This window comes from Pseudomonas lini, assembly GCF_030812475.1.
GTDB lineage: Bacteria > Pseudomonadota > Gammaproteobacteria > Pseudomonadales > Pseudomonadaceae > Aquipseudomonas > Aquipseudomonas lini_A.
In genome coordinates this window covers 25,895-51,890 of sequence record NZ_JAUSSR010000015.1, presented here as the reverse complement: position 1 = coordinate 51,890, position 25,996 = coordinate 25,895, and the positions used below count along the sequence as shown (strand labels likewise).

Here is a 25,996-nt window from a genome sequence, read left to right as displayed (position 1 = left end):
TCAACTGGATTGAATAATGCTCAACCGCTCACCCACCACCATCTCGGTAATCCAGTCCACCAGGATCGAGGTATACGCCTGTTGCGACACCGGGTCGCTCAAGGCGTGATCCGAACCGTCGATAATCCGGTGTGTCAGGGAATGCGTCTGCTGACACGCCGCCCGGTAACTCATGATGGTGGCGTGCGGCACATAGTCATCGGTTTCGGACTCGACCAGCAGCACATCCCCGGTAAATTGCGAACAGGCATGCAGCGCGCGATTAGTGTCGGCGCGAACCAGCGTACTGCGATAGTCACGCAGGTCAAGCTTGTCCAGGTCACGCTTGGGGGTGTTCCATTGATCGTCGCGATACAGCGCCGGCACCCGCAGCGCCAACCAGCGAACGGGGCGCAAGGAGGTCAGGATCGACGCCAGATAACCGCCATAGCTGGTGCCCACGACGGCAATCGCCGAGGTATCGAGCGCCGGATGGGCGAGCAACCGGTCATAGGCCGCCAGCAGGTCGCGCAGGTTGTCCTCACGTGTCACCCGTGTCAGTGGAATCCCGGTGCCACCCGTGTGTCCGCGCAAGTCGAACGTCAGGCACACACAGCCAAGGCCGGCAATGCCTTTCGCCCGCTCCAGATCCCGCTCCTGGCTGCCGCCCCAACCGTGCACGAACAACACGCCAGGGACTTTCGATTTGGGACTGAGAAAGGTCCCGGTCATCTGTTCATCGTCGATGTCGATCTGAATGGTTTCGCTTCTAGCCGTCATAGGATTTAACCGTTACGTACTTGAGTAGAAAATCACTGTTCTGCGCCGGCCCACGGTAGACCTCGATGGCGTCCGCGGGCAGGGGCTGATCGATGTACTTCTCCACCGAAGACACGCGAATCGCACGCATCCCCGGATCGTTGATGAAGCTCTGCAACGCTGCCACTTCGGCGCTGCTGGCACCGCCCATGCGCCAGGATTGTTCCAGCACGCCGCTGCGCCGTTTGCCGTTACTGTCCAGTCCCTGCGCGATGTCGTAGTTGCGCCGGGAGGCGTAGAAACCTGGATACGATTCATCCGCGGCACTGTCGAAAACCTGCGCTTGCTGAATCGCCAGCCGCACATCGTCCGGCAGTGCCAATTCAAGCAAGTCGTCATAATAACCCTGCACCACGAGCAGATTGGAGCCTCCATAAACCTGCTCGCCTTGACCATCCGTGGTCAAGTATTGATCACCGCAGTAACTCAATACTCTGTCGCCGAAGAAGCTCTGGCCGACGCTGTGGGTAATGACATCGTCCAGATCCTGCTCCAGCACCACGCCATCGGTGAACAGCGCCTTGGCATCGGGCCTGGCAAGAACCGCATCAAACTGGTCGAGGCTTCTGATCACTTCCTGACCGCGGCCGGCGCAGGCATGGATGGGCTTGAGGCGAATGGGGCCGGCGTAGAGGAGATGTTCTGCCGCGGGACGCGCATCGTCCAGCGAAAACACACTGAGGCCATCAAGCACTACGTTACGCACGCGTTCGGAAAACAGCGGCGACCAGCCTTGCGGGGCGTGGGCGTTTTTACTGCGCAACCCGTGGCTGATGGCCTTGGTGCAGATGAAGTCGTGGTCGACGTAACCGCCCCACATATCATCCGGCCCCCTCACGCCCAGCTCTAGGGCGGCCGCGGCCCCTACCAGGGTCTGGGTCGGTAACAGATAAAGGTCGTGGCCGCGGTGTAATTCAGGGTCGTAACTGTCACCGAATTTGAGCCCGAGGATTTGCGCCAGCCAACGGGCCAGCGCGCGATTGGTTTCGACTTCGTGCAGTGGAGCGTCGGGGCGCACCGAATGGGCGACCACCAGTCTGTTACGGTTTGTTGGGGTCATGCATCCCCCTTCAGTCGGCACGTGATGAATGTGGTTGTTAAGGTGCAGAGATCAGGCCAAGGGTGGCCAGGAAGAAAAAGCCTTCGAATCAAACAGATACGCTGAAGATAGTGGCACCAGGCCTGCTTTAATCTGCACGAAACCTTTCAAAACTCCTGCATTTTGCACGATTGGCACGATTGGCACGATTGGCACGAATCAAAAATGTGGGAGCGAGCCTGCTCGCGAAAGCGGTGTGTCAGTCAATATTTCAGTTGACTGACACTCCCTCTTCGCGAGCGGGCTCGCTCCCACAGTTGATCCGCTGTGATACTGGCTACCGAGTCAACGCCGCAGTCGGAGACACCCCAAATCGCGCCCGATAATCACTCGGCGCCAACCCGGTAATCTTCTTGAACGTCGCCCGAAATGCCCCGGGATCCTGATACCCGACCGTCCAGGCGATGTGATCGATTGTAGCGTTGGTGAACTCAAGCATTTCCCGAGCCTTGCCCACCCGCAAATGCTGGCAATACTCGGTAGGTTTCAAGCCGGTCGCCGTGCGGAACCGGCGCAGGAAGGTGCGCTCTTCCAGCCCTGCCCGCTCGGCCATCCCCGTCAGCGACACATCGGTCGCGCCAGTGCCTTGCAGCCAATGCTGAACCTTGAGTATCGACGCATCGCCATGGCTGAGAATCGGTGAAAAATTGCTGCCGCACTCGCTGGCGCTGTCGCTGTGTTCCACCACCAGGAAGCGTGCGGTGCTGGTGGCGATACTCGGCCCGAGCAAACGATTCACCAGACGCAGACCCAGTTCGGACCAGGCCATCAAACCGGCAGTCGTAATCAAGTCGCCGTCATCGACGATGGGCGTGTCGGCCTTGAGCCTGATCGCCGGGTAACGGTCGGCGAACGTCTTGGCCGAGGTCCAGTGCGTGGTGGCGCTACGACCGTCGAGCAAACCGCTTTCGGCCAACAGAATCGAGCCCACGCAGACGCCGCCCAGGATCGCGCCATTGGCATGTTGCTGGCGAAGCCAGCGGATCAACGCCAGCGGCGCCTGACCTTCGGAGAAACCGGCGATCGACGGGGGGATCAACACTGCAACCAAAGGGCTGTCCAGGACCGGATGACTGTCATAAACCCGTTCGGGCACCTGCTCGCCATCGACCTGCCAATGGCTGATCCGCAACTGCGGCAACTGCGCACTCTGGTGCTCGGCGGCAATCCGGTTCGCCACGGCGAACAAGTCCGTCAGCCCATGCACCGCCGCCATTTGCGCGCCGGGATAGATCAACACAGCCAGTTCGACGATTGCCCTTTCTGCGTCCATTGTCAGTTTTCCCCCTGCTATTGTCGGTGCGGCCAATCCTCGAGCGGCCGGCCAGACCCGATACTCCATTGCACACCAACATACACTTCGAGGAAACAGTCATGACCCGACAAGCACTCATCGTAGTCGATATCCAGAACGACTACTTCCCCCAAGGCAAGTGGCCATTGGTCGGCGCCGATGCCGCGGCGGACAACGCTGTACGCTTGATCAAAGCCTTCCGTGACGCCGGTGATTCGGTGGTACACATCCGTCACGAATTCACCTCCGACGACGCGCCGTTTTTCACGCCCGGTTCCGATGGCGCGAAGTTGCATCCCAAAGTCCTCAACCGCGCCGACGAGCCGGTCGTGCTCAAGCACTTCGTCAATTCGTTTCGCGAAACCGAACTGAAATCGATCCTCGACGAGCAAGGCATCAAGGAACTGGTGGTGGTCGGCAGCATGAGCCACATGTGCGTCGACGGCATTACCCGTGCGGCTGCCGACATGGGTTACACCGTCACGGTCATTCACGACGCCTGTGCCTCCCGCGACCTGGAATTCAACGGTCTTACCGTTCCGGCTGCCCACGTGCATGCGGCCTTCATGTCGGCCCTGGGCTTTGCCTACGCCAGCGTGGTGTCTACTGACGAATTCCTGGCCGCTCGCGACTAAAAAGGCCCTCAACACCCACAGGTCAGTTGCGTTCGCACGCTACTGGCCTTTTTTTATGCCCGCACGCCTGTCATAAAATCTCACGCGTGAGTTGTTGAGGGCGGAAAATATTGCCTGTAGTGTCTTGACGCGTGAGTGTGCACAACGAGGTCGGCACCATGAACTGCAGCTCCCCATCAGATCCGCCTGACGGGTCTGCACCCGATTCAGCGAGCCGTAAGGGAGAGCGCTCGAAATCCTCCGCAAAAAAACCGTCGAGTTTCTACATGAAGCAGATGCGTGCGGGCCTGGGTGCTGCCGGTTACGTAAAACACGAGACTTGGGTGCTTCCCGAAAACCGGAGCCTGCTCAAGCAGATGGAGAAACAGCTACGCCAACCGATTCGGGCTGGCTCATTCATATCGGAGAATTACATGAGCGCAGGAAACAACTGGAACATCGATCGCCTTTACAGCGCCCTTCAAGTTCTGGACGAAGTGGTCTCGAACGACATCACCCTCTCCCTCGCTCAAGGCTCCGAGCCCAGCATCAAGCTGCAAATGAACGACTTCGGTGGCTTGCCGATTTACATCGCAGTGGTGGGCGATCAGATCATCGTGGATACCGTTCTGGTTGATGTCGAGTCGATCAAAGATGTGCCGGCCTTCAATGATGCCGTGCTGCGCAGCAGGGAAATGTTCCCGCTGTCTTCGATCGGGATCGAAACCATGCCCAACGGGCAGGTCGTTTACAACATGTTCGGCGCGCTGAGCTCCGACTCGAGCCTGACCAACGTCGTGACCGAGGTCAAAGCCATCGTCGACAACGTCCAGCGCGCCAGCGAAGCCTTTGAACGTTTCTTCAATTAATTCGGGAATCCCAATGACTCAGTCCATCTGGAGCAAATTGTTCACCGCGCTGCGCGGCGGTGCCAACGAAGCCGGCGAGGCCATCGCCGACCAACAGGCCCTGCGCATCCTCGACCAGGAAATTCGCGATGCTGACAGCGCCCTGGCCAACGCCAAGCGCCAGCTGGTCACCATCATGGCCAAGCACAAACTGTCGACCGACCGCGTCAGCGAGCACAACGCCAAGATCAAGGACCTGGAATCCAAGGCCATGGCCGCGATCCAGGCCAACCGCGAAGACCTGGCACTGGAAGTGGCCGAAGCCATTTCGACCCTGACCGGCGAACTGGAAGTCGAGCAAAAACAGGCCACCGAATTTGGCGGTTACGCGGACAGCATGCGTAAAGACATCACCAAGGCCGAAAGCCGCATCAAAAGCCTGCGCCAGCAAGTGGACATGGCCAAGGCGCGCGAAAGCGTCCAGAACGCCCAGGTCAGCGCTTCGATCGCCAGCGGCGGCGCCAATGGCAAGCTGGAAACCGCCGTCGGTACATTGAACCGTCTGCAGGCAAAGCAGCAGCAACGCGCCGCAGAGTTGCAAGCCCAGGACCAATTGGCCGAGGCGTCGACCGGCACCGACCTGGAGCGCAAGCTGCGCGAAGCCGGCATCACCCCGGACACCGGCAGCGCCAATGCGATTCTTGAGCGCCTGAAGCAAAAAACGACCCAGTAAACAGCGCGGATCCCTGTAGGAGCGAGCTTGCTCCGGGCGGCGTTCCGACGAAAAACGTGAGGACTACGCGTCAATCCAGACAGCACGCGTAATCGTTAACGTCCATCGCGAGCAAGCTCGCTCCTACAGGGAAGGAAATCTCCAATGGGATGGTTTAAACAGCTGATGGGGCTTGAAGCGCCGAAAGCGAAGACAGAATCGAAATGGACTTCCTACGATACCCTGCCGACCACCGGCCCACTGGGACTGGCAATGGGCAAGGGCGTGATGTTCGACAGCACCCTGAAATTGCTGCTCGACGAAAAAACCACGGTGGTCATCCCGGACTCCCAGCAGATCTGGAGCACAGGCACCATCGACCTCGGGCAGTCGACCTGGCTGTCGCGCTATTACATGAACGACGAAGACTACTGGCTGCAAGTGCACACCACCGGCGACATCGCCGGCCAGGTCGAGTCGGTGATCCTGTTCAATTACCTCAGTTACCTCACCCTCGGCAGCGAAGCGGAGCTGCGTCGGTTGGCAGGCCCTGAAAGCCTGATCGGGCTGCCGACCTACACCCACAACGGCGTCGAATACACCCGCGAATGGGGCACCGAGAACGGTCAGACGGAATTGGTGGCAATGAGCGAACAGCTGCGCAATCCGGACGAGTCCTACAGCATCGAGCACCGTTCGATGTTGTATGCCCGCGAAACCGGCCTGACCGAGCGCCGGGAGTTCCTGCTGTTTTCCGTCGAAGAGGACGCCGAGGGCACCGTCAGCCTGAGTACTTCGCTGGGGATGTCGCTGTACACCACCGACCTGAGCATTATTTAAAAAGGAAACAGTCCATGCTAGAAGCACTCTCCATCTCCCTGAACAAAGCCGCCGTGCTCGGGTTTGTGTTGTACATCCTGGGTGCCGCGGTGCTGTTTGCGCTATTCCAGTTCGTCTACACCCGAATCACCCCGCACAAAGAGTTCCAACTGATCCGTGCAGGCAACGTGGCGGCCGCAATCGCCTTCGGCGGCGCCATCATTGGATTCGCGATTCCGGCCAGCAATGTGATCGCCTACTCGATCAGCATTCTGGATTTCGTTGTTTGGACGGTAATCGCCGCGCTCGTGCAATTGCTGGCATTCCTGATGACCAGTCTGGTGCTCAAAGGCACTTCTGAACGCATCAAAAAAGGCGAAATCGCGGCGGGCATCTATGTCGCTGCCGTGGCCATCAGCGTCGGCATGTTGAACGCCGCCTGCATGACCCCTTCCCAGAACTGATTGCGCACGGAGCTCCCGATGAAACGAAGCAAGTACGTTCAGCTGTCACTGGCAGCGTCGGTCGCCATGGCGATATCAGGCTGCGGGGTGGCTGAAAAAACCTACCCGGTGCAGAAGAAGTACAACTTCCAGTCCGTTCAGCAATGTGCCGATGAAAAGCTTCCGGTCGACGTCTGCTCCGACGCCTACATGGCCGCCATGGCTGAGCATCGCCGCCTTGCGCCGGTATACGACAACCAGGCCGACTGCGATGCCGACTTTGTCGCCGACTGGTGCCAGCAGGACTCCGCCGGCAAGTTCATCCCCAAGCTCGGAGGCTTCGAACTGAGCGCCGATGGCGAGGTGACGCAATCCCAGGTGGACGCTGCCAAGGCTCAATTGCCAGCCTCGGAAGCGAACAGTGGCGGTTCGGGGTTCTCTGGCACCAGCCTGTTGACCGGCTTGCTGATCGGCAACATGCTGAGCAACAACCGCAACAGCTATCACTCCCAACCGGTGTACCGCTACCGCGATGACCGCGGCAGTTATGCGTCTTCGACGCTCGGCCAGCGGATTGCCAAGGGCTCGACCTTTACCAAATCCAATCAGGCGCGATACGGCAGCAGCAACTACGCCGACTCCATTCGTTCCGCCAGCAAACCGGTTTCCGTTGCCTCGTCCACCTCCCGTGGCGGTTTCGGCAGCAAGGCCAGTGCACGCAGTGGCTGGGGCGGCTCGGGCAAGAGTTTTGGCGGCTCGAGCAGTTAAGGAAACCGTGCCATGAAGAAAATCCTCTGCGCAGAGCGACATGACTGGAAACAGACCGCCGACAGCCTTGGCTTTCTGTTCCATACCATCGATGACGAACCTTATTGGGACGAGAGCGCGTATTACCAGTTCACGCTCAAGCAGATCGAGAACGACCTCGAGGACCCGACCACCGAGATCCATGAGATGTGCATGGATCTGGTGGCCCGCGTAGTGCAGAGCGAAGAGCTGCTGGAGCGCCTGAGCATTCCCGCGCCATTCTTCGACATGATTCGTACTTCATGGCTCGAAGGCCACCCGCACCTGTATGGGCGCATGGATTTCTCCTACGACGGCACCGGGCCGGCCAAGTTGCTGGAGCTCAACTACGACACGCCGACCAGCCTGTATGAGGCCGCTGCGTTTCAGTGGGGCTGGCTGGAACAATGCATCGAGCGCGGTTTGCTGCCCGGGCATGCCGACCAGTTCAACAGCATCGATACCAAGCTGCATCAGGCCTTTGCGCAACTGCAACTCCAGCAACCCTTCTATTTCGCTTCGATGAAAGACTCGGTCGAAGACAAGGGCACCACCGACTACCTGCGCCTGATCGCAGAGAAGGTCGGCATTGAATCGCGCCACATCGACATAGAAGACATTGGCCTCACCAGTGACGGACGCTTCGTCGATCTTGAAGATCGCTGGATTCCCCACCTGTTCAAGCTACACGCCTGGGAGTTCATCTTTCACGAGCCCTTTGGGGCAGCGATTGCCCGGAGTGACACGCAGTTTTTCGAGCCGGCCTGGAAATCCATCCTCTCCAACAAAGGCATCCTGCCGCTGCTGTGGTCGTTCAACCCAGGTCACCCGAATCTGCTCGCCGCGCACCTGGATACCGACGCCACCAAAGCGGTGCCCAAGGGCTGGGTGCGCAAGCCGTTTTTCTCGCGGGAAGGCGCCAACATCGAATTGCAAACCGCCGACGGCCTGATCGTCAAAGAGGACGGTCCCTATACGGACGCGCCGTTTATCCTTCAAGAATTTGCGCCACTGCCGCAATTTGGCGACAGCTACACCTTGATCGGCTCGTGGGTAATCGGCGATCAGGCCGCGGGGATTGGTGTGCGTGAGGACAACAGCTTGATTACCAAGGATTCGAGCCGTTTCCTGCCACACCTGATCCTCGACTGAACAATTGATCGCTCATGAAAAGGCCGGTGCCGTGCATCGGCCGGCAGGGTTAAGCAGGTGTAAACCTGGCTCAGGACCGGACAACTACAAGACTTACCGCTGAAAAGCCGGATAATGGCGGCCAAATGTCTAGCCGTTATTCTGGTAATCCCCCATGGAAATCAAGGTCAACTTTCTCGACAACCTTCGACTTGAAGCCAAGTTCGATGACTTCACGGTGGTGGCCGATCAACCTATCCGCTACAAGGGCGATGGCTCGGCACCGGGTCCGTTCGACTACTTTCTGGCTTCATCGGCTTTGTGTGCGGCCTATTTCGTGAAGTTGTACTGCGACACTCGCAGTATCCCCACCGAAAACATCCGCCTGTCGCAGAACAACATTGTTGATCCGGAAAACCGCTACAACCAGATTTTCAAGATTCAGGTCGAGTTGCCGGCGGATATCTCGGACAAGGACCGCCAGGGCATCCTGCGCTCCATCGACCGTTGCACCGTGAAAAAAGTGGTGCAAGCCGGGCCCGAGTTTGTCATCGAAGAGGTGGACAACCTCGACGCCGATGCCCAGGCGTTGCTGATGCCTGCTGCTGACTCAGCGGCGAGCACTTATATTGCCGGCAAGGATCTGCCGCTGGAGCAAACCATCGCCAATATGTCGGCCATCCTGGCGGACCTGGGCATGAAGATTGAAATCGCCTCGTGGCGCAATATCGTGCCCAATGTGTGGTCGCTGCATATCCGCGATGCGCACTCGCCGATGTGCTTCACCAACGGCAAAGGCTCGACCAAGGAAGGCGCGTTGGCGTCGGCGTTGGGCGAGTTTATCGAGCGACTCAACTGCAACTTCTTCTACAACGATCAGTTCTGGGGCGAAGACATCGCCAACGCAGCGTTTGTGCACTACCCGGATGAGCGCTGGTTCAAGCCTGGCCGTAAAGATGCACTGCCGGCGGAGATTCTCGACGAGTACTGCCTGAAGATTTACAACCGCGACGGCGAGCTGCGTGGTTCTCATCTGATCGATACCAACTCGGGCAACGAAGAGCGCGGCATCTGCTCGCTGCCGTACGTGCGCCAGTCGGACGGCGAGGTGGTGTATTTCCCGTCCAACCTGGTGGAAAACCTGTTCCTGAGCAACGGCATGAGTGCCGGTAACACGCTGGCAGAAGCCCAGGTGCAGTGCCTGTCGGAGATCTTCGAGCGCGCGGTAAAACGCGAAATCATCGAAGGTGAGTTTGCCCTGCCGGATGTGCCGGCCCACGTGCTGGCAAAGTATCCCGGGATCCTGGCCGGCATCCAGGCGCTGGAGGAACAGGGGTTCCCGGTGCTGGTGAAGGATGCGTCCCTGGGTGGTGAGTTCCCGGTGATGTGCGTCACGCTGATGAACCCGCGTACCGGCGGTGTGTTCGCCTCTTTCGGTGCGCACCCGAGCCTGGAAGTGGCGCTGGAACGCAGCCTGACCGAACTGCTGCAGGGCCGCAGCTTCGAAGGCCTCAACGACCTGCCCCAGCCAACGTTTGAAGGCCATGCGGTGACCGAGCCGAATAACTTCGTCGAGCACTTCATCGACTCCAGCGGCGTGGTGTCGTGGCGCTTCTTCAGCTCGAAGTCGGACTACGAGTTCGTGGAGTGGGACTTTTCCGGCCAGGGTGAAAACTCGAACGCCGAGGAAGCCGCGACCTTGTTCGGCATTCTCGAAGGCATGGGCAAGCAAGTGTACATGGCGGTCTACGAGCATATCGGCGCAAAGGCCTGCCGCATCCTGGTGCCGGACTATTCGGAGATTTATCCGGTAGACGATCTGATCTGGGACAACACCAACAAAGCGCTGTTCTTCCGCGCCGACATCCTGAACCTGCATCGCCTGGACGAAGAAGAACTGCAAGCGCTGGTCGAGCGTCTGGTGGAAAGCGAGCTGGACGACTACACCGACATCACCAGCTTGATCGGCATCGAATTCGATGACAATACCGCTTGGGGTCAGCTGACGATCCTGGAGCTGAAGCTGCTGATTTATCTCGCCCTGCAGCAATATGAAGAGGCGAAAGAAGCGGTGGAAATGTTCCTGCAGTACAACGACAACACGGTTGAGCGCGGCCTGTTCTACCAGGCCATCAACGTGGTGCTGGAGATGAAGCTGGACGAAGACCTGGAACTGGAAGACTACGAGGCCAACTTCCGCCGGATGTTTGGCAACGAGCGGATGGATGCTGTGATCGGATCGGTCAACGGCAGCGTGCGCTTCCATGGCTTGACGCCAACCAGCATGAAACTGGAAGGCCTCGATCGGCACCTGCGGTTGATCGAGAGTTACAAGAAACTGCACTCGGCACGGGCCAACGTAACGACTTCATCCCGTTGACCGCAATCCTGTAGGAGCCGGCTTGCTGCGGGCGGCGCTCCGACGATGAACGATTACGCGGTTTATCTGCTAAACCGAGGTGTTTGAATCGCCAGCAAGCCGGCTCCTACAAAACGGTGTGCAAAAGAAAACCCCCGACCAGTCCAGAGGACCGATCGGGGGTTTCGCGGCTAAACCTTACAAGAAAGTCTGAGCCGACTCTTAGAACGGAATATCATCATCAAAGCTGTCGAAATCCGGAGCCGGTTGCGGCGCGGCCTGCTGTGGAGGCGGAGCCTGGCGCGACTGTTGCGGTGCCGACTGCTGTGGACGCGGAGCCTGTTGGCGTGGGGCTGGAGCGGACTGCTGGTAGTTATTGCCCCCGCCTTGTTGATCGCCCTGCTGTGGACGGCCGCCCAGCAATTGCATGGTGCCTTGCATATCGACCACGATTTCAGTGGTGTAACGCTTGATACCGTCTTTTTCCCACTCGCGGGTCTGCAGCTTGCCTTCGATGTAGACCTGCGAACCTTTACGCAGGTATTCGCCGGCGATTTCCGCCACCTTGCCGAACATCGACACACGGTGCCATTCGGTTTTCTCGACTTTCTGACCGGTTTGCTTGTCGGTCCACTGTTCGCTGGTCGCCAGACTCAGGTTGGTCACGGCGTTACCGTTCGGCAGGTAGCGAACTTCGGGATCCTGGCCGCAAGTGCCGACCAATATGACTTTGTTAACCCCACGGGCCATAACGTTCTCCTAGGCTTCGCACGCTGTCGCGGCCGGGTTGTTCACCAGACGCTCGAGGGTGGTGCGATCCAATAGTTCTGTGTCCAATTTGATGTAAATGGCCGCTTCATCCGCGACTATCACTGCATCTGTTACCCCTACGACGGCCATCAGGCGCTCGACCAGACCCGCTTCGCGGATTGCCTCGGGCGACAGCGGCAAGCGCAGGCTCGTGACGTAGGGAGGTTCGCGCATGGTAACAGCAAAGGCCAACCAGAGGGCAGCCAGGCCGGCGCATCCAAGGAAGACAACCGACAAACCGCCATGCTGGAACAGCCAGCCGCCGAGGATCCCGCCCAACGCCGAACCGAGGAACTGGCTGGTGGAATAAACCCCCATCGCCGTACCTTTGCCGCCTGCCGGTGAAACCTTGCTGATCAGCGATGGCAATGAAGCTTCCAGCAAGTTGAACGCGGTAAAGAACACCACCGTTCCGATCACCAGAGCCCGCAAGCTATCGCCGAACTGCCAGAAGAATAGCTCAGTGAGCATCAGCGTCAGCACTGCGCCCAATAAAACTCGTTTCATTTTGCGTTTCTTCTCGCCGTAGATGATGAACGGGATCATGGCGAAGAAGGAAATCAGCAGCGCGGTCAGGTACACCCACCAGTGCTGCTCCTTGGGCAGACCGGCCTTTTCGACCAAGGCCAGGGGCAATGCAACGAAGCTCGACATCAACATCGCGTGCAACACAAAAATGCCCAGGTCCAGGCGCAGCAGGTCCGGGTGCTTGAGCGTCGGCAGCAGCGCCTGTCGCGCGACACCGGACTCGCGGTGCTGCAACGGTCCGGTGGAGCGCGGCACCATGAACATCACGATCAGGATGCCGAACAGCGCCATGCCGCCCGTGGCCAGGAACAGCCCGGACAGACCGAAGGCGCGCGTCAGCAGCGGCCCCACCACCATGGCGACAGCGAAAGACAGGCCTATGGTCATGCCGATCATGGCCATCGCCTTGGTCCGGTGCTGTTCCCGGGTCAGGTCCGACAACAGCGCCATCACCGCCGCCGAAATCGCCCCGGCGCCTTGCAGGATGCGTCCGGCGATCACGCCCCAGATCGAATCGGCATTGGCCGCCAGCACGCTGCCGAGGGCGAAGACTATCAATCCCAGGTAAATCACCGGTCGGCGGCCGATGCGGTCGGAAATGAAACCGAAAGGAATCTGGAAGATCGCCTGGGTCAGGCCATAAGCGCCAATCGCCAGCCCGATGAGGGCCGGGGTCGCTCCCGCCAGATCCATGCCATAGGTCGCCAGTACCGGCAACACCATGAACATGCCAAGCATACGGAACGCGAACACCAGGGCCAGACCGCTCGCTGCGCGTGTCTCACTGCCACTCATGCGTTCGCTGTGGGGATCGTGCATGGAAAAACCTCATGTGAACCGGCGGCGATTCTACCAGTCCCATCGGTTGACGGGGTATATCGCGACGCTTTGACGCGCTTCGCTGACAGACTCTTCATGCAAGGCAACAATCCGCTCGTTTGATAGTGTGCATCCATCCAGTATTTGGCCGTATACTCCTACGTTTTCGACGCCCGCCAAGCGAGGCCACTTTGGACAAGATCCTGATTCGTGGGGCCCGAACCCACAACCTGAAGAACATCGACCTGACCCTGCCACGGGACAAACTGATCGTTATCACCGGCCTGTCCGGATCCGGCAAATCGTCCCTGGCATTCGACACGCTCTACGCCGAGGGCCAGCGCCGCTACGTCGAATCGCTGTCGGCCTACGCCCGGCAGTTCCTCTCGATGATGGAAAAGCCGGACGTCGACACTATCGAAGGCTTGTCGCCAGCCATTTCCATCGAACAGAAATCGACCTCGCACAACCCGCGTTCGACGGTCGGCACCATCACTGAAATCTACGACTACCTGCGCCTGCTTTATGCTCGCGTGGGCATTCCGCGCTGCCCGGATCACGACATTCCGCTGGAAGCCCAGACCGTCAGCCAGATGGTCGACCTGGTCCTCGCGCAGCCGGAGGGCAGCAAGCTGATGCTGTTGGCCCCGGTGATCCGCGAGCGTAAAGGCGAACATCTGTCGGTTTTCGAAGAGCTGCGCGCACAAGGCTTCGTCCGGGCCCGGGTCAACGGCAGGCTGTGCGAGCTGGACGAGTTGCCGAAGCTGGATAAACAGAAGAAGCACACGATCGATGTGGTGGTCGACCGCTTCAAGGTGCGCGCCGATCTGCAACAGCGTCTGGCCGAGTCGTTCGAGACCGCGCTGAAGCTGGCGGACGGCATTGCGCTGGTGGCGCCGATGGACGACGAGCCCGGCGAAGAGATCATCTTCTCCGCGCGCTTCGCCTGCCCGATCTGCGGCCACGCCATCAGCGAGCTCGAACCCAAGCTGTTCTCTTTCAACAACCCGGCCGGTGCTTGCCCGACCTGCGATGGCCTGGGGGTGAAGCAGTTCTTCGACATCAAGCGACTGGTCAATGGCGAACTGACCCTGGCCGAAGGTGCGATTCGCGGCTGGGACAGGCGCAACGTCTACTACTTCCAGATGCTCGGGTCGCTGGCCTCGCATTACAAATTCAGCCTGGAAGTGCCATTCAACGAACTGCCGGCCGACCAGCAGAAATTCATCCTGCATGGCAGTGGCTCGCAAAACGTCGATTTCAAGTACCTGAACGACCGTGGCGACATCGTCAAACGTTCGCACCCGTTCGAAGGCATCGTGCCGAACCTCGAGCGTCGCTACCGCGAAACCGAGTCGGCTTCGGTCCGTGAGGAACTGGCCAAGTTCCTCAGCACCCAGCCCTGCCCGGACTGCCGTGGCACCCGTCTGCGTCGTGAAGCGCGGCACGTTTGGGTCGGCGAGAAAACGCTGCCGGCGGTGACCAATCTGCCGATCGGCGATGCGTGCGAATATTTTGGCGTGCTGAAGCTGACCGGTCGCCGCGGCGAAATTGCCGACAAGATTCTCAAGGAAATCCGCGAGCGCCTGCAGTTCCTGGTTAACGTGGGCCTTGATTATCTATCGCTGGATCGCAGTGCGGATACGCTGTCTGGCGGTGAGGCCCAGCGGATTCGCTTGGCCAGCCAGATCGGTGCCGGCCTGGTGGGGGTTCTGTACATCCTCGATGAGCCGTCGATTGGCCTGCACCAGCGGGACAATGACCGGTTGCTCGGTACGCTCAAGCACCTTCGGGATATCGGCAACACGGTCATTGTGGTCGAGCACGACGAAGATGCGATTCGCCTGGCCGACTACGTGGTCGACATTGGCCCTGGCGCTGGCGTGCACGGCGGGCATATCGTCGCCGAAGGCACGCCGGCCGAGGTCATGGCTCACCCTGACTCGCTGACGGGCAAGTATCTGTCGGGACGGGTGAAGATCGCCGTCCCAGCCAAACGCACTCCACGAAATAAAAAATTGTCGCTGTCGCTCAAGGGCGCTCGCGGCAACAACTTGCGCGATGTCGACCTGGACATCCCGATCGGCCTGCTCACCTGCGTGACCGGCGTGTCCGGTTCGGGCAAGTCGACGCTGATCAACAACACGCTGTTTCCGTTGAGCGCCACGGCACTCAACGGTGCCACGACCCTGGAGGCTGCCGCCCACGACAGCATCAAGGGCCTCGAGCATCTGGACAAGGTGGTCGACATCGACCAGAGCCCGATCGGTCGCACGCCGCGCTCCAACCCGGCGACCTATACCGGGCTGTTCACGCCGATTCGCGAACTGTTCGCCGGCGTGCCGGAATCCCGCTCCCGTGGATACGGTCCAGGGCGATTCTCTTTCAACGTGAAGGGTGGGCGCTGCGAGGCCTGCCAGGGCGATGGCCTGATCAAGGTAGAAATGCACTTCCTGCCGGACATCTACGTCCCGTGCGACGTCTGCAAGAGCAAGCGCTACAACCGCGAAACGCTGGAGATCAAGTACAAGGGCAAGAGCATTCACGAAACCCTGGAGATGACCATCGAGGAAGCCCGGGTGTTCTTCGACGCGGTGCCGGCGTTGGCGCGCAAGCTTCAGACGCTGATGGACGTGGGCCTGTCGTACATCAAGCTGGGGCAATCGGCGACAACGCTGTCGGGCGGCGAAGCCCAGCGGGTGAAATTGTCCCGGGAATTGTCCAAGCGTGATACTGGCAAGACGCTGTACATCCTTGATGAGCCGACCACCGGCCTGCACTTCGCGGATATCCAGCAACTGCTGGACGTCCTGCATCGTCTGCGCGATCACGGTAATACCGTGGTCGTCATCGAGCACAACCTTGACGTTATCAAGACAGCCGACTGGTTGGTGGACTTGGGGCCGGAAGGCGGCTCCAAGGGCGGGCAGATCATTGCCGTCGGTACACCGGAGGAAGTGTCCGAGATGAAGCAATCGCATACCGGCTTCTACCTCAAGCCGCTGCTGGAGCGCGACAGGGCCTGAATCAGGCCGATGAAAAAGCCCCTGTCACTTTAACAGTGACAGGGGCTTTTTTGTATCGACTGTAGGAGCGAGCTTGCTCGCGATGGTGGTTGACGATAATGCGTGATCCATGAATATACGCGGCGTTCTGTAGTCCATCGCGAGCAAGCTCGCTCCTACAGGTACAGGCGATCTTCAGGTTCCGGAAATTCAGAACTGCGATTGCAGGTAATTCTCCAGTCCGATCAGCTTGATCAGACCCAGCTGCTTCTCAAGCCAGTAGGTGTGATCTTCTTCGGTGTCATTGAGCTGAATACGCAGCATCTCGCGGCTGACGTAGTCTTTGTGTTGCTCGCAGAGCTCAATGCCCTTGCAGAGTGCCGCGCGCACTTTGTATTCCAGGCGCAGGTCGGCAGCGAGCATGTCGGGCACGGTGGTACCGACATCCAGGTCATCCGGACGCATACGTGGCGTGCCTTCCAACATCAGGATTCGGCGCATCAAGGCATCGGCGTGCCCTGCTTCTTCTTCCATCTCGTGGTTGATACGTTCGTAGAGCTCGGTGAAACCCCAGTCCTCGTACATCCGCGAATGGATGAAATATTGATCACGCGCCGCCAGCTCGCCGGTCAGCAACGTGTTGAGGTAATCGATTACGTCTGGGTGGCCTTGCATCGCCCTACATCTCCCTGCTTTAAAGTCTGTAGTTTGAACCAACCTGAGCGCAAGGTCACTCACTTGACGCTATAAAAGCGAAGATATTCTGAGAAAAGCAGCTTAAATAACGCAAAAACCGCCCAAATGAGGGCGGTTCTGCTTCTCGTTTAGACTTCGTTAAGCTGTACACCCAAGGCCTTTGCGATTGCTTCTCCATACGCCTGGTCGGCCCTGAAGAAATGCTGCAACTGGCGGTCAATAAGATCACCGGAAACACCTGCCATGGCACCGGCTATGTTGTTGACCAGCAGAGTTCGCTGCTCGGCACTCATCAGACGGAACAGCGCACCGGCGTGGCTGTAGTAATCGGTATCTTCGCGGTGATCGTAACGATCCGCCGCGCCGTTCAGGGGCAGAGCGGGCTCGGCATAACGAGGTGCCTGCTTGGGCGACTCGACGTAGCTGTTGGGCTCATAGTTAGGTGCCGCACCGCCATTGGTGCCGAACGCCATCGACCCATCACGCTGGTAGCTGTTCACCGGACTGCGAGGCGCGTTCACCGGCAGTTGCTGGTGGTTGGTGCCGATACGGTAGCGGTGAGCATCTGCGTAAGCGAACACCCGACCTTGCAGCATACGGTCTGGCGACAGCCCGACGCCGGGTACCATGTTGCTCGGACCGAACGCAGCCTGCTCCACTTCAGCGAAGTAATTCAGCGGATTGCGGTTGAGTTCCAGCTCTCCGACTTCGATCAGCGGAAACTCTTTCTGCGACCAGGTCTTGGTCACGTCGAAAGGATTCTCATAGTGCGCCGCAGCTTGGGCCTCGGTCATGATCTGAATGCATACGCGCCATTTAGGAAAATCACCGCGCTCGATGGCTTCGAACAGGTCACGCTGTGCGTAATCCGGATCGGTACCGGCCAAGCGTGCCGCCTCTGCCGGCGCCAGGTTCTTGATCCCTTGTTGGGTCTTGTAGTGCCATTTCACCCAGTGCCGCTCGCCATTGGCGCTGATCAGGCTGTAGGTGTGGCTACCGAAGCCGTGCATGTGACGATAGCCGTCAGGAATGCCCCGGTCCGAGAACAGGATAGTCACCTGGTGCAGCGCCTCAGGCGAATGCGACCAGAAGTCCCACATCATCTGCGCACTTTTCAGGTTGCTTTGCGGCAGGCGCTTTTGGGTGTGGATGAAGTCGGGGAATTTGAGTGGGTCACGGATGAAGAATACCGGCGTGTTGTTGCCGACAATGTCCCAGTTACCTTCCTCGGTATAGAACTTCAGGGCGAAGCCGCGTGGGTCGCGCTCAGTGTCGGCCGAGCCGCGCTCACCGCCGACGGTGGAGAACCGCAGGAAGGTCGGGGTTTGCTTGCCAACGGACTCAAACAGCTTGGCGCTGGTGTACTCGGTGATGTCGCGTGTCACGGTGAACGTACCGTAAGCACCCGAGCCTTTGGCGTGTACACGGCGCTCAGGGATGTTTTCACGGTTGAAATGGGCAAGCTTCTCGATCAAGTGAAAGTCGTCGAGCAGCAGCGGGCCACGAGGGCCGGCGGAACGGGAATTCTGGTTATCGGCGACAGGAGCGCCACTGGCGGTGGTAAGCGTTTTACTTTGGCTCATGCGATCTCATCCTTTGTCAGTCTTGAACTGCCGGCTAATCGGCTTGGGACGGAGTATTGACCATTGATCAGTAAAGCTACAAATTCATTAAGCTGTGGAGATCAATAGAAAAATACTACCAACATTCCCGTTCGCATCATGACGGCATGATCCGCAGGGACGCTTGTACAAAAAGCGCGTTTCCTGCAGACACAAAAAACCGGGCGCGAGGCCCGGTTCTTTGTTTCAGACTGACGTCTTACTCAGCGGATACAGCTTCACCACCGGCAGGACGATCAACCAACTCGACGTACGCCATAGGCGCGTTGTCGCCAGTGCGGAAGCCGCACTTGAGGATGCGCAGGTAGCCACCCTCACGGGTAGCGTAACGCTTGCCCAGGTCGTTGAAGAGCTTACCAACGATAGCTTTCGAACGAGTACGGTCGAAAGCCAGACGGCGGTTAGCCAGGCTGTCTGTCTTGGCCAAAGTGATCAGCGGCTCAGCAACGCGACGCAGTTCTTTAGCTTTTGGCAGTGTAGTTTTGATCAGCTCGTGCTCGAACAGCGACACTGCCATGTTTTGAAACATGGCCTTGCGGTGCGAGCTAGTGCGGCTCAGGTGACGACCACTTTTACGATGACGCATGGTTCATTCCTTACCAAACACAACGTTCGGTGATTACGACGATCAGGCAGTCGCCTTGTCGTCCTTCTTAAGACTTGCAGGCGGCCAGTTGTCGAGGCGCATGCCGAGGGACAGACCGCGGGAGGCCAGAACGTCCTTGATTTCAGTCAAGGATTTCTTGCCAAGGTTCGGAGTCTTCAACAGCTCTACTTCGGTACGCTGAATCAGGTCACCGATGTAGTAGATGTTTTCCGCCTTAAGGCAGTTAGCCGAACGTACAGTCAGTTCCAGATCGTCAACCGGGCGAAGCAGGATCGGATCGATCTCGTCTTCCTGCTCGACAACCACTGGCTCACTGTCACCTTTGAGGTCGACGAACGCAGCCAACTGCTGTTGCAGGATGGTTGCAGCACGACGGATAGCCTCTTCAGGATCCAGGGTACCGTTGGTTTCCAGATCAATAACCAGCTTGTCCAGGTTAGTACGCTGCTCGACACGGGCGTTTTCCACCACGTATGCGATACGGCGAACCGGGCTGAACGAAGAATCAAGCTGCAAGCGACCGATGCTGCGGCTTTCGTCTTCATCGCTCTGACGCGAGTCTGCCGGTTCATAACCACGACCACGAGCTACGGTGAGCTTCATGTTCAGGGCGCCGTTAGACGCCAGGTTAGCGATTACGTGATCGGGGTTAACGATCTCGACATCATGATCCAGCTGAATATCGGCAGCGGTAACCACCCCCGAACCCTTCTTCGACAAGGTCAGCGTAACTTCGTCACGGCCGTGCAGCTTGATAGCCAGACCTTTAAGGTTCAACAGGATTTCAATTACGTCTTCCTGTACACCTTCGATGGCGCTGTACTCGTGGAGCACACCGTCAATCTCGGCCTCGACTACTGCACAGCCGGGCATTGAGGACAACAGGATGCGTCGCAGCGCGTTGCCCAGGGTGTGGCCAAAACCACGCTCGAGAGGCTCGAGAGTGATTTTGGCGCGGGTTGGACTGACAACCTGCACATCAATATGGCGGGGTGTCAGGAACTCATTTACCGAAATCTGCATGGATGCACCTATTTTCTAGCCCTTACTTGGAGTAGAGCTCGACAATCAGGCTTTCGTTGATGTCGGCGGACAGATCACTGCGAGCTGGAACGTTCTTGAAAACGCCCGACTTCTTCTCAGTGTCTACTTCTACCCATTCTACGCGGCCACGTTGGGCACACAGATCGAGAGCTTGGACAATGCGAAGTTGGTTCTTTGCTTTCTCGCGAATCGCGACCACGTCACCAGCACGAACCTGGTACGACGGTACGTTTACGGTCTGACCGTTAACGCTGACGGATTTGTGCGATACCAGCTGACGGGATTCGGCACGAGTAGAGCCAAAACCCATACGGTATACAACGTTGTCCAGACGGCATTCGAGCAGTTGCAACAGGTTTTCGCCGGTTGCACCTTTCTTGCCAGCAGCTTCTTTGTAGTAGCCGCTGAATTGACGCTCGAGAACGCCGTAGATACGACGGACCTTCTGCTTTTCACGCAGTTGGGTGCCGTAATCGGACTGGCGACCGCGGCGTTGGCCGTGGATACCAGGTGCTGCTTCAATGTTGCACTTCGATTCGATCGCGCGCACGCCGCTCTTCAGGAAGAGATCGGTGCCTTCGCGACGAGCGAGTTTGCATTTTGGACCAATGTAACGAGCCATTCTTTACAATCTCCTGGATTACACGCGGCGCTTCTTCGGCGGACGGCACCCGTTGTGCGGGATTGGCGTCACGTCGGTGATGCTGGCGATCTTATAGCCACAGCCGTTCAAAGCACGGACAGCAGACTCACGACCTGGACCTGGACCCTTGACGTTAACGTCGAGGTTTTTCAGGCCGTATTCCAGCGCAGCTTGACCAGCACGTTCAGCAGCTACTTGAGCAGCGAACGGGGTGGACTTGCGGGAACCGCGGAAACCCGAACCACCGGAGGTAGCCCAAGAAAGCGCGTTACCTTGACGGTCGGTGATGGTCACGATTGTGTTGTTAAAAGAAGCATGGATGTGGGCGATGCCATCAACCACTGTCTTTTTAACTTTTTTACGAGGACGAGCAGCAGGTTTTGCCATGATTAATTTCCTGTCGATTCGCTGGGGCGATTACTTGCGGATCGGCTTACGCGGACCTTTACGGGTACGCGCGTTAGTCTTGGTACGCTGACCGCGTACTGGAAGACCACGACGATGACGCAGACCGCGATAGCAACCGAGGTCCATCAAACGCTTGATTTTCATGTTGATTTCGCGACGCAGGTCACCTTCAGTGGTGAACTTCGCCACTTCGCCACGCAGCTGTTCAATCTGCTCGTCGCTCAGATCCTTGATCTTTGCGGCTGGGTTTACCCCAGTCACTGCACAAATTTTCTGTGCAGTAGTGCGACCAACACCATAGATGTAGGTCAGCGAGATAACAGTGTGCTTGTTATCTGGAATGTTAACGCCTGCAATACGGGCCATTCAGTGGGACTCCAATTGACAGCTACCTACGCCCCGGAAGCCAAGAAATAGGGCGCGAGATAATATCGCTGTAATAACAAATAATCAACCCGGCAGCGCACTAGCTGCCGGGCTTCAAGCGGATCACACTCAGCCTTGGCGCTGTTTGTGACGCGGTTCCGCGCTGCAAATTACTCGAACAACACCTTCGCGGCGAATAATCTTGCAGTTACGGCACAGCTTTTTCACCGATGCACGAACTTTCATCACCAACTCCTCGAACCTTATGGACGCTACTCAGCGCAACATGCCGCTGCCGTAGCCCTTCAGGTTGGCTTTCTTCATCAGGGATTCGTACTGGTGCGAAACGAGGTGCGATTGTACTTGGGACATGAAGTCCATCACAACCACGACCACGATCAGCAACGAGGTCCCGCCAAGGTAGAACGGTACGTTTGCCGCAACCACCAGAAACTGGGGAAGCAAGCAGACGGCCGTCATGTAAAGAGCACCGAACAGGGTCAAACGAGTCAGAACGCCATCAATGTAGCGCGCAGACTGCTCGCCTGGACGGATGCCCGGAATAAAGGCACCGGACTTCTTCAGGTTTTCCGCTACGTCTTTCGGATTGAACATCAACGCCGTATAGAAGAAGCAGAAGAAAATAATCCCTGCACTAAACAGCAGAATATTCAACGGCTGACCAGGAGCGATCGACTGCGAGATGTCCTGCAACCAGCCCAAACCTTCGGACTGGCCGAACCAGGTACCCAACGAAGCCGGGAACAGCAAGATGCTGCTCGCGAAAATGGCCGGAATAACACCGGCCATGTTCACCTTCAGCGGCAAGTGGCTGGTCTGCGCAGCGAAGACCTTGCGGCCCTGCTGGCGCTTGGCGTAGTGAACAGCAATACGACGCTGACCACGCTCAATGAACACCACGAAACCGATAATCGCTACTGCCAGCAAACCGATGGCAACCAGGGCGAAAATGTTGATATCACCCTGACGCGCAGACTCGAAAGACTGCCCGATCGCTCTCGGAAGACCGGCGACGATACCTGCGAAAATCAACATCGAGATACCGTTGCCAACACCACGCTCAGTAATCTGCTCACCCAGCCACATCATGAACATCGCACCAGCCACAAAAGTGGATACCGCGACGAAATGGAAGCCAAAGTCACCAGTGAACGATACGCCCTGCCCCGCCAGCCCAATGGACATGCCAATGGCCTGAACAAGAGCGAGGACGACAGTGCCGTAGCGGGTGTACTGGGCGATCTTGCGACGCCCAGCTTCACCTTCCTTCTTCAACTGCTCCAGCTGCGGGCTGACGGCGGACATCAGTTGCATGATGATAGATGCCGAAATGTACGGCATGATCCCCAGTGCAAAGATGCTCATCCGTTCCAGCGCACCGCCGGAAAACATGTTGAACAAGCTAAGAATGGTCCCCTCATTCTGTCGAAACAGGTCCGCGAGTCGGTCCGGGTTGATACCTGGAACCGGGATGTGTGCGCCTATTCGGTAGACGATAATCGCCAGGAACAGAAAACGCAGACGAGCCCAGAGTTCAGACATACCGCCTTTGCCGAGCGCAGAGAGAGCACCTTGCTTAGCCATTTATTCCTCGAACTTGCCGCCAGCTGCTTCGATAGCCGCACGCGCACCTTTGGTGGCGCCGATTCCCTTTCCGATGGTGACAGCGCGAGTAACTTCGCCGGACAGCATGATTTTCACACGCTGTACGTTGACGTTGATCACGTTGGCATCTTTCAGGGACTGCACGGAGACGATGTCACCTTCCACTTTAGCCAGCTCGGACAGACGCACTTCTGCGCGGTCCATGGCCTTCAGGGAAACGAAACCGAATTTCGGCAGGCGACGATGCAGCGGCTGTTGACCGCCTTCAAAGCCTGGAGCAATGGTGCCACCGGAGCGGGAGGACTGACCTTTGTGGCCACGGCCACCGGTCTTGCCCAAACCACTACCGATACCACGGCCCGGACGATGCTTTTCGCGACGGGAACCCGGCGCTGGACTCAGATCATTGAGTTTCATCGATTAACCCTCGACACGCAGCATGTAGTAAGCCTTGTTGATCATCCCGCGATTCTCGGGAGTATCAAGTACTTCTACAGTGTGACCGATGCGACGCAGACCCAGACCCTTAACGCACAGTTTGTGGTTAGGGATGCGGCCGGTCATGCTTTTGATCAGCGTAACTTTAACGGTAGCCATGATCAGAAGATCTCCTTGACGCTTTTGCCACGCTTGGCGGCAATGGATTCAGGAGACTGCATGGCCTTCAAACCTTTGAAAGTGGCGTGAACCACGTTTACCGGGTTAGTCGAGCCGTAGCACTTGGCCAGAACGTTCTGAACGCCAGCAACCTCGAGGACAGCACGCATAGCGCCGCCAGCGATGATACCGGTACCTTCAGAAGCAGGCTGCATGTACACCTTCGAAGCGCCGTGACCGGACTTCATTGCGTACTGCAGCGTGGTGCCGTTCAGATCAACTTGGATCATGTTGCGGCGAGCAGCTTCCATTGCCTTCTGGATCGCGGCAGGCACTTCACGTGACTTGCCACGGCCGAAGCCAACACGCCCTTTACCATCACCCACCACGGTCAACGCGGTGAAAGTGAAGATACGGCCGCCTTTAACGGTTTTGGCTACGCGGTTAACTTGAACCAGCTTCTCGATGTAGCCTTCGTCGCGCTTTTGGTCGTTATTTGACATAACTTAGAACTCCAGCCCAGCTTCACGAGCAGCATCAGCCAGCGCCTTGACGCGGCCGTGGTACTTGAAGCCAGAGCGGTCGAAAGCCACCTGCGAGACGCCAGCGGCTTTTGCACGCGTAGCGACCAGCTGGCCAACCTTAGTGGCCGCGTCGATGTTGCCAGTGGCGCCATCACGCAGTTCTTTATCCAAAGTCGAGGCAGATGCCAGGACTTTGTTGCCGTCGGCCGAAATGACCTGGGCGTAGATGTGCTGCGACGAGCGGAACACGCAGAGACGCACGACTTCGAGTTCGTGCATTTTCAGGCGTGCTTTGCGAGCGCGACGCAGTCGAGTAACTTTTTTGTCGGTCATTTGCTATGCCCTACTTCTTCTTGGCTTCTTTACGACGGACGACTTCGTCCGCGTAGCGCACACCTTTGCCTTTGTACGGCTCTGGTGGACGGAAGTCGCGGATCTCGGCGGCCACTTGACCTACCAGCTGCTTATCGATGCCCTTGATCAGGATATCGGTCTGGCTAGGAGTCTCAGCGGTGATGCCTTCCGGCAGTTCATAATCCACTGGGTGCGAGAAGCCAAGAGCCAGGTTCAGCACTGTGCCTTTTGCTTGCGCTTTGTAACCAACACCGACCAGCTGGAGCTTGCGCTCGAAGCCTTGGCTTACGCCTTGGACCATGTTGTTTACCAACGCACGAGTGGTACCAGCCATTGCGCGAGTCTGTTGATCGCCATTGCGAGCAGCGAAACGCAGCTCACCGGCTTCTTCAACAATCTCAACGGACGAATGGATGTTCAGTTCGAGAGTGCCCTTGGCACCCTTCACCGAAAGCTGTTGGCCTGCGAATTTGACTTCGACACCGGCTGGCAGCTTAACGGGGTTCTTAGCGACGCGTGACATGCTTATCCCCCCTTAGAACACAGTGCAAAGAACTTCGCCGCCGACACCGGCAGCGCGCGCAGCACGATCCGTCATCACACCTTTGTTGGTGGAGACGATAGACACACCGAGACCGCCACGAACTTTCGGCAGATCATCGACGGACTTGTACTGACGCAGGCCTGGACGGCTAACGCGCTTCACTTCTTCGATGACCGGACGGCCTTCGAAATATTTCAGCTCGATAGACAGCAGTGGCTTGATTTCGCTGCTGATCTGATAACCCGCAATGTAACCTTCGTCCTTCAGGACTTTGGCAACAGCTACCTTCAAAGTAGAAGATGGCATGCTTACGACGGACTTTTCAGCCATCTGGGCATTACGGATTCGAGTTAGCATGTCCGCTAACGGGTCCTGCATACTCATGGGCTAGACGCTCCTAATACACAAAAAATTAGCCTTGCGGCTACTACGTGTCGCCGAGTACATCCATGCGAAAAAAGCACGGGCTCAGGCGAGCCGGGTATTCTAGACACACCCCACAAATGAATCAAGCCCCAAAAGGGGCTTGATTCAAGTTCAAGGTCACCGGTGGTCAGGATCTTGCGATCCTGGACACCGAGACTTTGACAGTGCTTACCAGCTGGCTTTAACCAGACCAGGTACGTCACCACGCATTGCAGCTTCACGCAGTTTGTTACGGCCGAGGCCGAACTTGCGGTAAACGCCGTGTGGACGACCGGTCAGGCGGCAGCGGTTACGCATGCGCGAAGCGCTTGCGTCACGTGGCTGCTTCTGCAGAGCAACTGTAGCTTCCCAACGTGCTTCTGGACTTGCGTTCAGATCCACGATGATAGCTTTCAGTGCTGCACGCTTCTTGGCGTACTTGGCAACCGTGAGCTGACGCTTCAGCTCGCGGTTTTTCATGCTCATCTTGGCCAT

At 57.9% G+C, this 25,996-nt stretch carries 30 protein-coding genes; 9 read left to right on the top strand and 21 right to left on the bottom strand.

Going from position 1 to position 25,996, the window contains the following annotated elements; all coding sequences use genetic code 11:
- From J2W17_RS25425 to J2W17_RS25415, 3 genes are all read right to left on the bottom strand, one after another.
- Positions 1 to 759 carry an alpha/beta hydrolase family protein gene (locus J2W17_RS25425; protein WP_307341135.1) on the bottom strand — a complete coding sequence of 253 codons (759 nt, stop codon included), beginning with the start codon at positions 757 to 759 and terminating at the stop codon, positions 1 to 3.
- A complete protein-coding gene (locus J2W17_RS25420) occupies positions 749 to 1,858 on the bottom strand; it encodes a DUF3182 family protein (RefSeq protein WP_307341132.1) in 1,110 nt (369 codons plus the stop codon). The genes J2W17_RS25425 and J2W17_RS25420 overlap by 11 nt, the downstream gene beginning before the upstream one ends.
- A gap of 316 nt (positions 1,859 to 2,174) precedes the next feature.
- Complete coding sequence (locus J2W17_RS25415) at positions 2,175 to 3,170, bottom strand: GlxA family transcriptional regulator (protein WP_307341129.1); 996 nt, start codon at positions 3,168 to 3,170, stop codon at positions 2,175 to 2,177.
- 101 nt (positions 3,171 to 3,271) lie between these two features.
- On the opposite strand from J2W17_RS25415, the gene J2W17_RS25410 reads away from it, so the two are divergent.
- From J2W17_RS25410 to J2W17_RS25375, 8 genes are all read left to right on the top strand, one after another.
- Positions 3,272 to 3,826, top strand: coding sequence for a cysteine hydrolase family protein (locus J2W17_RS25410; protein WP_307341126.1), 555 nt, complete (start codon positions 3,272 to 3,274; stop codon positions 3,824 to 3,826).
- Positions 3,827 to 4,092: 266 nt separating this feature from the next.
- Positions 4,093 to 4,674 (top strand): YjfI family protein, encoded by a 582-nt coding sequence (locus tag J2W17_RS25405; RefSeq protein WP_307341429.1) that lies wholly within the window; start codon positions 4,093 to 4,095, stop codon positions 4,672 to 4,674.
- A gap of 13 nt (positions 4,675 to 4,687) precedes the next feature.
- The gene (locus J2W17_RS25400; RefSeq protein ID WP_307341122.1) at positions 4,688 to 5,386 is read left to right on the top strand and encodes a PspA/IM30 family protein; all 699 of its coding nucleotides are present in this window, start codon (positions 4,688 to 4,690) and stop codon (positions 5,384 to 5,386) included.
- A gap of 144 nt (positions 5,387 to 5,530) precedes the next feature.
- A complete protein-coding gene (locus J2W17_RS25395; RefSeq protein ID WP_307341120.1) occupies positions 5,531 to 6,205 on the top strand; it encodes a DUF2491 family protein in 675 nt (224 codons plus the stop codon).
- Between the two features lie 14 nt (positions 6,206 to 6,219).
- Positions 6,220 to 6,648 carry a DUF350 domain-containing protein gene (locus tag J2W17_RS25390; protein WP_307341118.1) on the top strand — a complete coding sequence of 143 codons (429 nt, stop codon included), beginning with the start codon at positions 6,220 to 6,222 and terminating at the stop codon, positions 6,646 to 6,648.
- Between the two features lie 18 nt (positions 6,649 to 6,666).
- Positions 6,667 to 7,395: a DUF1190 domain-containing protein gene (locus J2W17_RS25385; protein WP_307341116.1), complete on the top strand. Its 729-nt coding sequence runs from the start codon at positions 6,667 to 6,669 to the stop codon at positions 7,393 to 7,395.
- A gap of 12 nt (positions 7,396 to 7,407) precedes the next feature.
- Positions 7,408 to 8,565 carry a glutathionylspermidine synthase family protein gene (locus J2W17_RS25380; protein ID WP_307341114.1) on the top strand — a complete coding sequence of 386 codons (1,158 nt, stop codon included), beginning with the start codon at positions 7,408 to 7,410 and terminating at the stop codon, positions 8,563 to 8,565.
- 154 nt (positions 8,566 to 8,719) lie between these two features.
- On the top strand, positions 8,720 to 10,924 hold the full coding sequence (locus J2W17_RS25375) for an OsmC domain/YcaO domain-containing protein (RefSeq protein ID WP_307341111.1): 2,205 nt from the start codon (positions 8,720 to 8,722) through the stop codon (positions 10,922 to 10,924).
- Between the two features lie 201 nt (positions 10,925 to 11,125).
- On the opposite strand, the gene J2W17_RS25370 is transcribed toward J2W17_RS25375, so the two are convergent.
- Both J2W17_RS25370 and J2W17_RS25365 read right to left on the bottom strand, forming a co-directional pair.
- Positions 11,126 to 11,653 carry a single-stranded DNA-binding protein gene (locus tag J2W17_RS25370; RefSeq protein ID WP_010467282.1) on the bottom strand — a complete coding sequence of 176 codons (528 nt, stop codon included), beginning with the start codon at positions 11,651 to 11,653 and terminating at the stop codon, positions 11,126 to 11,128.
- Between the two features lie 9 nt (positions 11,654 to 11,662).
- The gene (locus tag J2W17_RS25365; protein ID WP_307341109.1) at positions 11,663 to 13,060 is read right to left on the bottom strand and encodes an MFS transporter; all 1,398 of its coding nucleotides are present in this window, start codon (positions 13,058 to 13,060) and stop codon (positions 11,663 to 11,665) included.
- Positions 13,061 to 13,251: 191 nt separating this feature from the next.
- Here J2W17_RS25365 and uvrA point away from each other — a divergent pair, with 191 nt between their 5' ends.
- The gene (gene uvrA, locus J2W17_RS25360) at positions 13,252 to 16,086 is read left to right on the top strand and encodes an excinuclease ABC subunit UvrA (protein WP_064680053.1); all 2,835 of its coding nucleotides are present in this window, start codon (positions 13,252 to 13,254) and stop codon (positions 16,084 to 16,086) included.
- A gap of 189 nt (positions 16,087 to 16,275) precedes the next feature.
- Here uvrA and bfr read toward each other — a convergent pair whose 3' ends face one another.
- The 16 genes from bfr to rpsN form a co-directional block, all read right to left on the bottom strand.
- A complete protein-coding gene (gene bfr / locus J2W17_RS25355) occupies positions 16,276 to 16,740 on the bottom strand; it encodes a bacterioferritin (protein ID WP_059402166.1) in 465 nt (154 codons plus the stop codon).
- Positions 16,741 to 16,889: 149 nt separating this feature from the next.
- The gene (locus J2W17_RS25350; RefSeq protein ID WP_307341103.1) at positions 16,890 to 18,344 is read right to left on the bottom strand and encodes a catalase; all 1,455 of its coding nucleotides are present in this window, start codon (positions 18,342 to 18,344) and stop codon (positions 16,890 to 16,892) included.
- A 238-nt stretch (positions 18,345 to 18,582) separates the two neighbouring features.
- Positions 18,583 to 18,969: a 50S ribosomal protein L17 gene (rplQ, locus tag J2W17_RS25345; RefSeq protein ID WP_008145500.1), complete on the bottom strand. Its 387-nt coding sequence runs from the start codon at positions 18,967 to 18,969 to the stop codon at positions 18,583 to 18,585.
- 42 nt (positions 18,970 to 19,011) lie between these two features.
- Positions 19,012 to 20,013 (bottom strand): DNA-directed RNA polymerase subunit alpha, encoded by a 1,002-nt coding sequence (locus J2W17_RS25340; RefSeq protein WP_003186012.1) that lies wholly within the window; start codon positions 20,011 to 20,013, stop codon positions 19,012 to 19,014.
- A gap of 22 nt (positions 20,014 to 20,035) precedes the next feature.
- On the bottom strand, positions 20,036 to 20,656 hold the full coding sequence (rpsD, locus tag J2W17_RS25335) for a 30S ribosomal protein S4 (RefSeq protein ID WP_003210056.1): 621 nt from the start codon (positions 20,654 to 20,656) through the stop codon (positions 20,036 to 20,038).
- Positions 20,657 to 20,674: 18 nt separating this feature from the next.
- Entirely contained in the window at positions 20,675 to 21,064 is a 390-nt protein-coding gene (gene rpsK, locus J2W17_RS25330; RefSeq protein ID WP_002555466.1) for a 30S ribosomal protein S11, read from the bottom strand.
- A gap of 30 nt (positions 21,065 to 21,094) precedes the next feature.
- Positions 21,095 to 21,451 (bottom strand): 30S ribosomal protein S13, encoded by a 357-nt coding sequence (gene rpsM, locus J2W17_RS25325; protein WP_003186020.1) that lies wholly within the window; start codon positions 21,449 to 21,451, stop codon positions 21,095 to 21,097.
- A gap of 129 nt (positions 21,452 to 21,580) precedes the next feature.
- Positions 21,581 to 21,697 (bottom strand): 50S ribosomal protein L36, encoded by a 117-nt coding sequence (rpmJ, locus tag J2W17_RS25320; RefSeq protein ID WP_002555468.1) that lies wholly within the window; start codon positions 21,695 to 21,697, stop codon positions 21,581 to 21,583.
- A gap of 30 nt (positions 21,698 to 21,727) precedes the next feature.
- Positions 21,728 to 23,056 carry a preprotein translocase subunit SecY gene (gene secY, locus J2W17_RS25315; protein WP_064680055.1) on the bottom strand — a complete coding sequence of 443 codons (1,329 nt, stop codon included), beginning with the start codon at positions 23,054 to 23,056 and terminating at the stop codon, positions 21,728 to 21,730.
- Complete coding sequence (gene rplO / locus J2W17_RS25310; protein ID WP_064680056.1) at positions 23,057 to 23,494, bottom strand: 50S ribosomal protein L15; 438 nt, start codon at positions 23,492 to 23,494, stop codon at positions 23,057 to 23,059.
- A gap of 3 nt (positions 23,495 to 23,497) precedes the next feature.
- Positions 23,498 to 23,674: a 50S ribosomal protein L30 gene (gene rpmD, locus J2W17_RS25305; protein ID WP_003186033.1), complete on the bottom strand. Its 177-nt coding sequence runs from the start codon at positions 23,672 to 23,674 to the stop codon at positions 23,498 to 23,500.
- Between the two features lie 2 nt (positions 23,675 to 23,676).
- Entirely contained in the window at positions 23,677 to 24,177 is a 501-nt protein-coding gene (gene rpsE / locus J2W17_RS25300; RefSeq protein ID WP_007943782.1) for a 30S ribosomal protein S5, read from the bottom strand.
- A gap of 3 nt (positions 24,178 to 24,180) precedes the next feature.
- Positions 24,181 to 24,531, bottom strand: coding sequence for a 50S ribosomal protein L18 (gene rplR / locus J2W17_RS25295; RefSeq protein ID WP_003186037.1), 351 nt, complete (start codon positions 24,529 to 24,531; stop codon positions 24,181 to 24,183).
- A 10-nt stretch (positions 24,532 to 24,541) separates the two neighbouring features.
- Positions 24,542 to 25,075, bottom strand: a complete 534-nt coding sequence (gene rplF / locus J2W17_RS25290) for a 50S ribosomal protein L6 (RefSeq protein ID WP_003176412.1) — start codon at positions 25,073 to 25,075, stop codon at positions 24,542 to 24,544.
- A gap of 12 nt (positions 25,076 to 25,087) precedes the next feature.
- Complete coding sequence (rpsH, locus tag J2W17_RS25285; RefSeq protein WP_003186040.1) at positions 25,088 to 25,480, bottom strand: 30S ribosomal protein S8; 393 nt, start codon at positions 25,478 to 25,480, stop codon at positions 25,088 to 25,090.
- Between the two features lie 210 nt (positions 25,481 to 25,690).
- Positions 25,691 to 25,996 (bottom strand): 30S ribosomal protein S14, encoded by a 306-nt coding sequence (rpsN, locus tag J2W17_RS25280; protein ID WP_003176414.1) that lies wholly within the window; start codon positions 25,994 to 25,996, stop codon positions 25,691 to 25,693.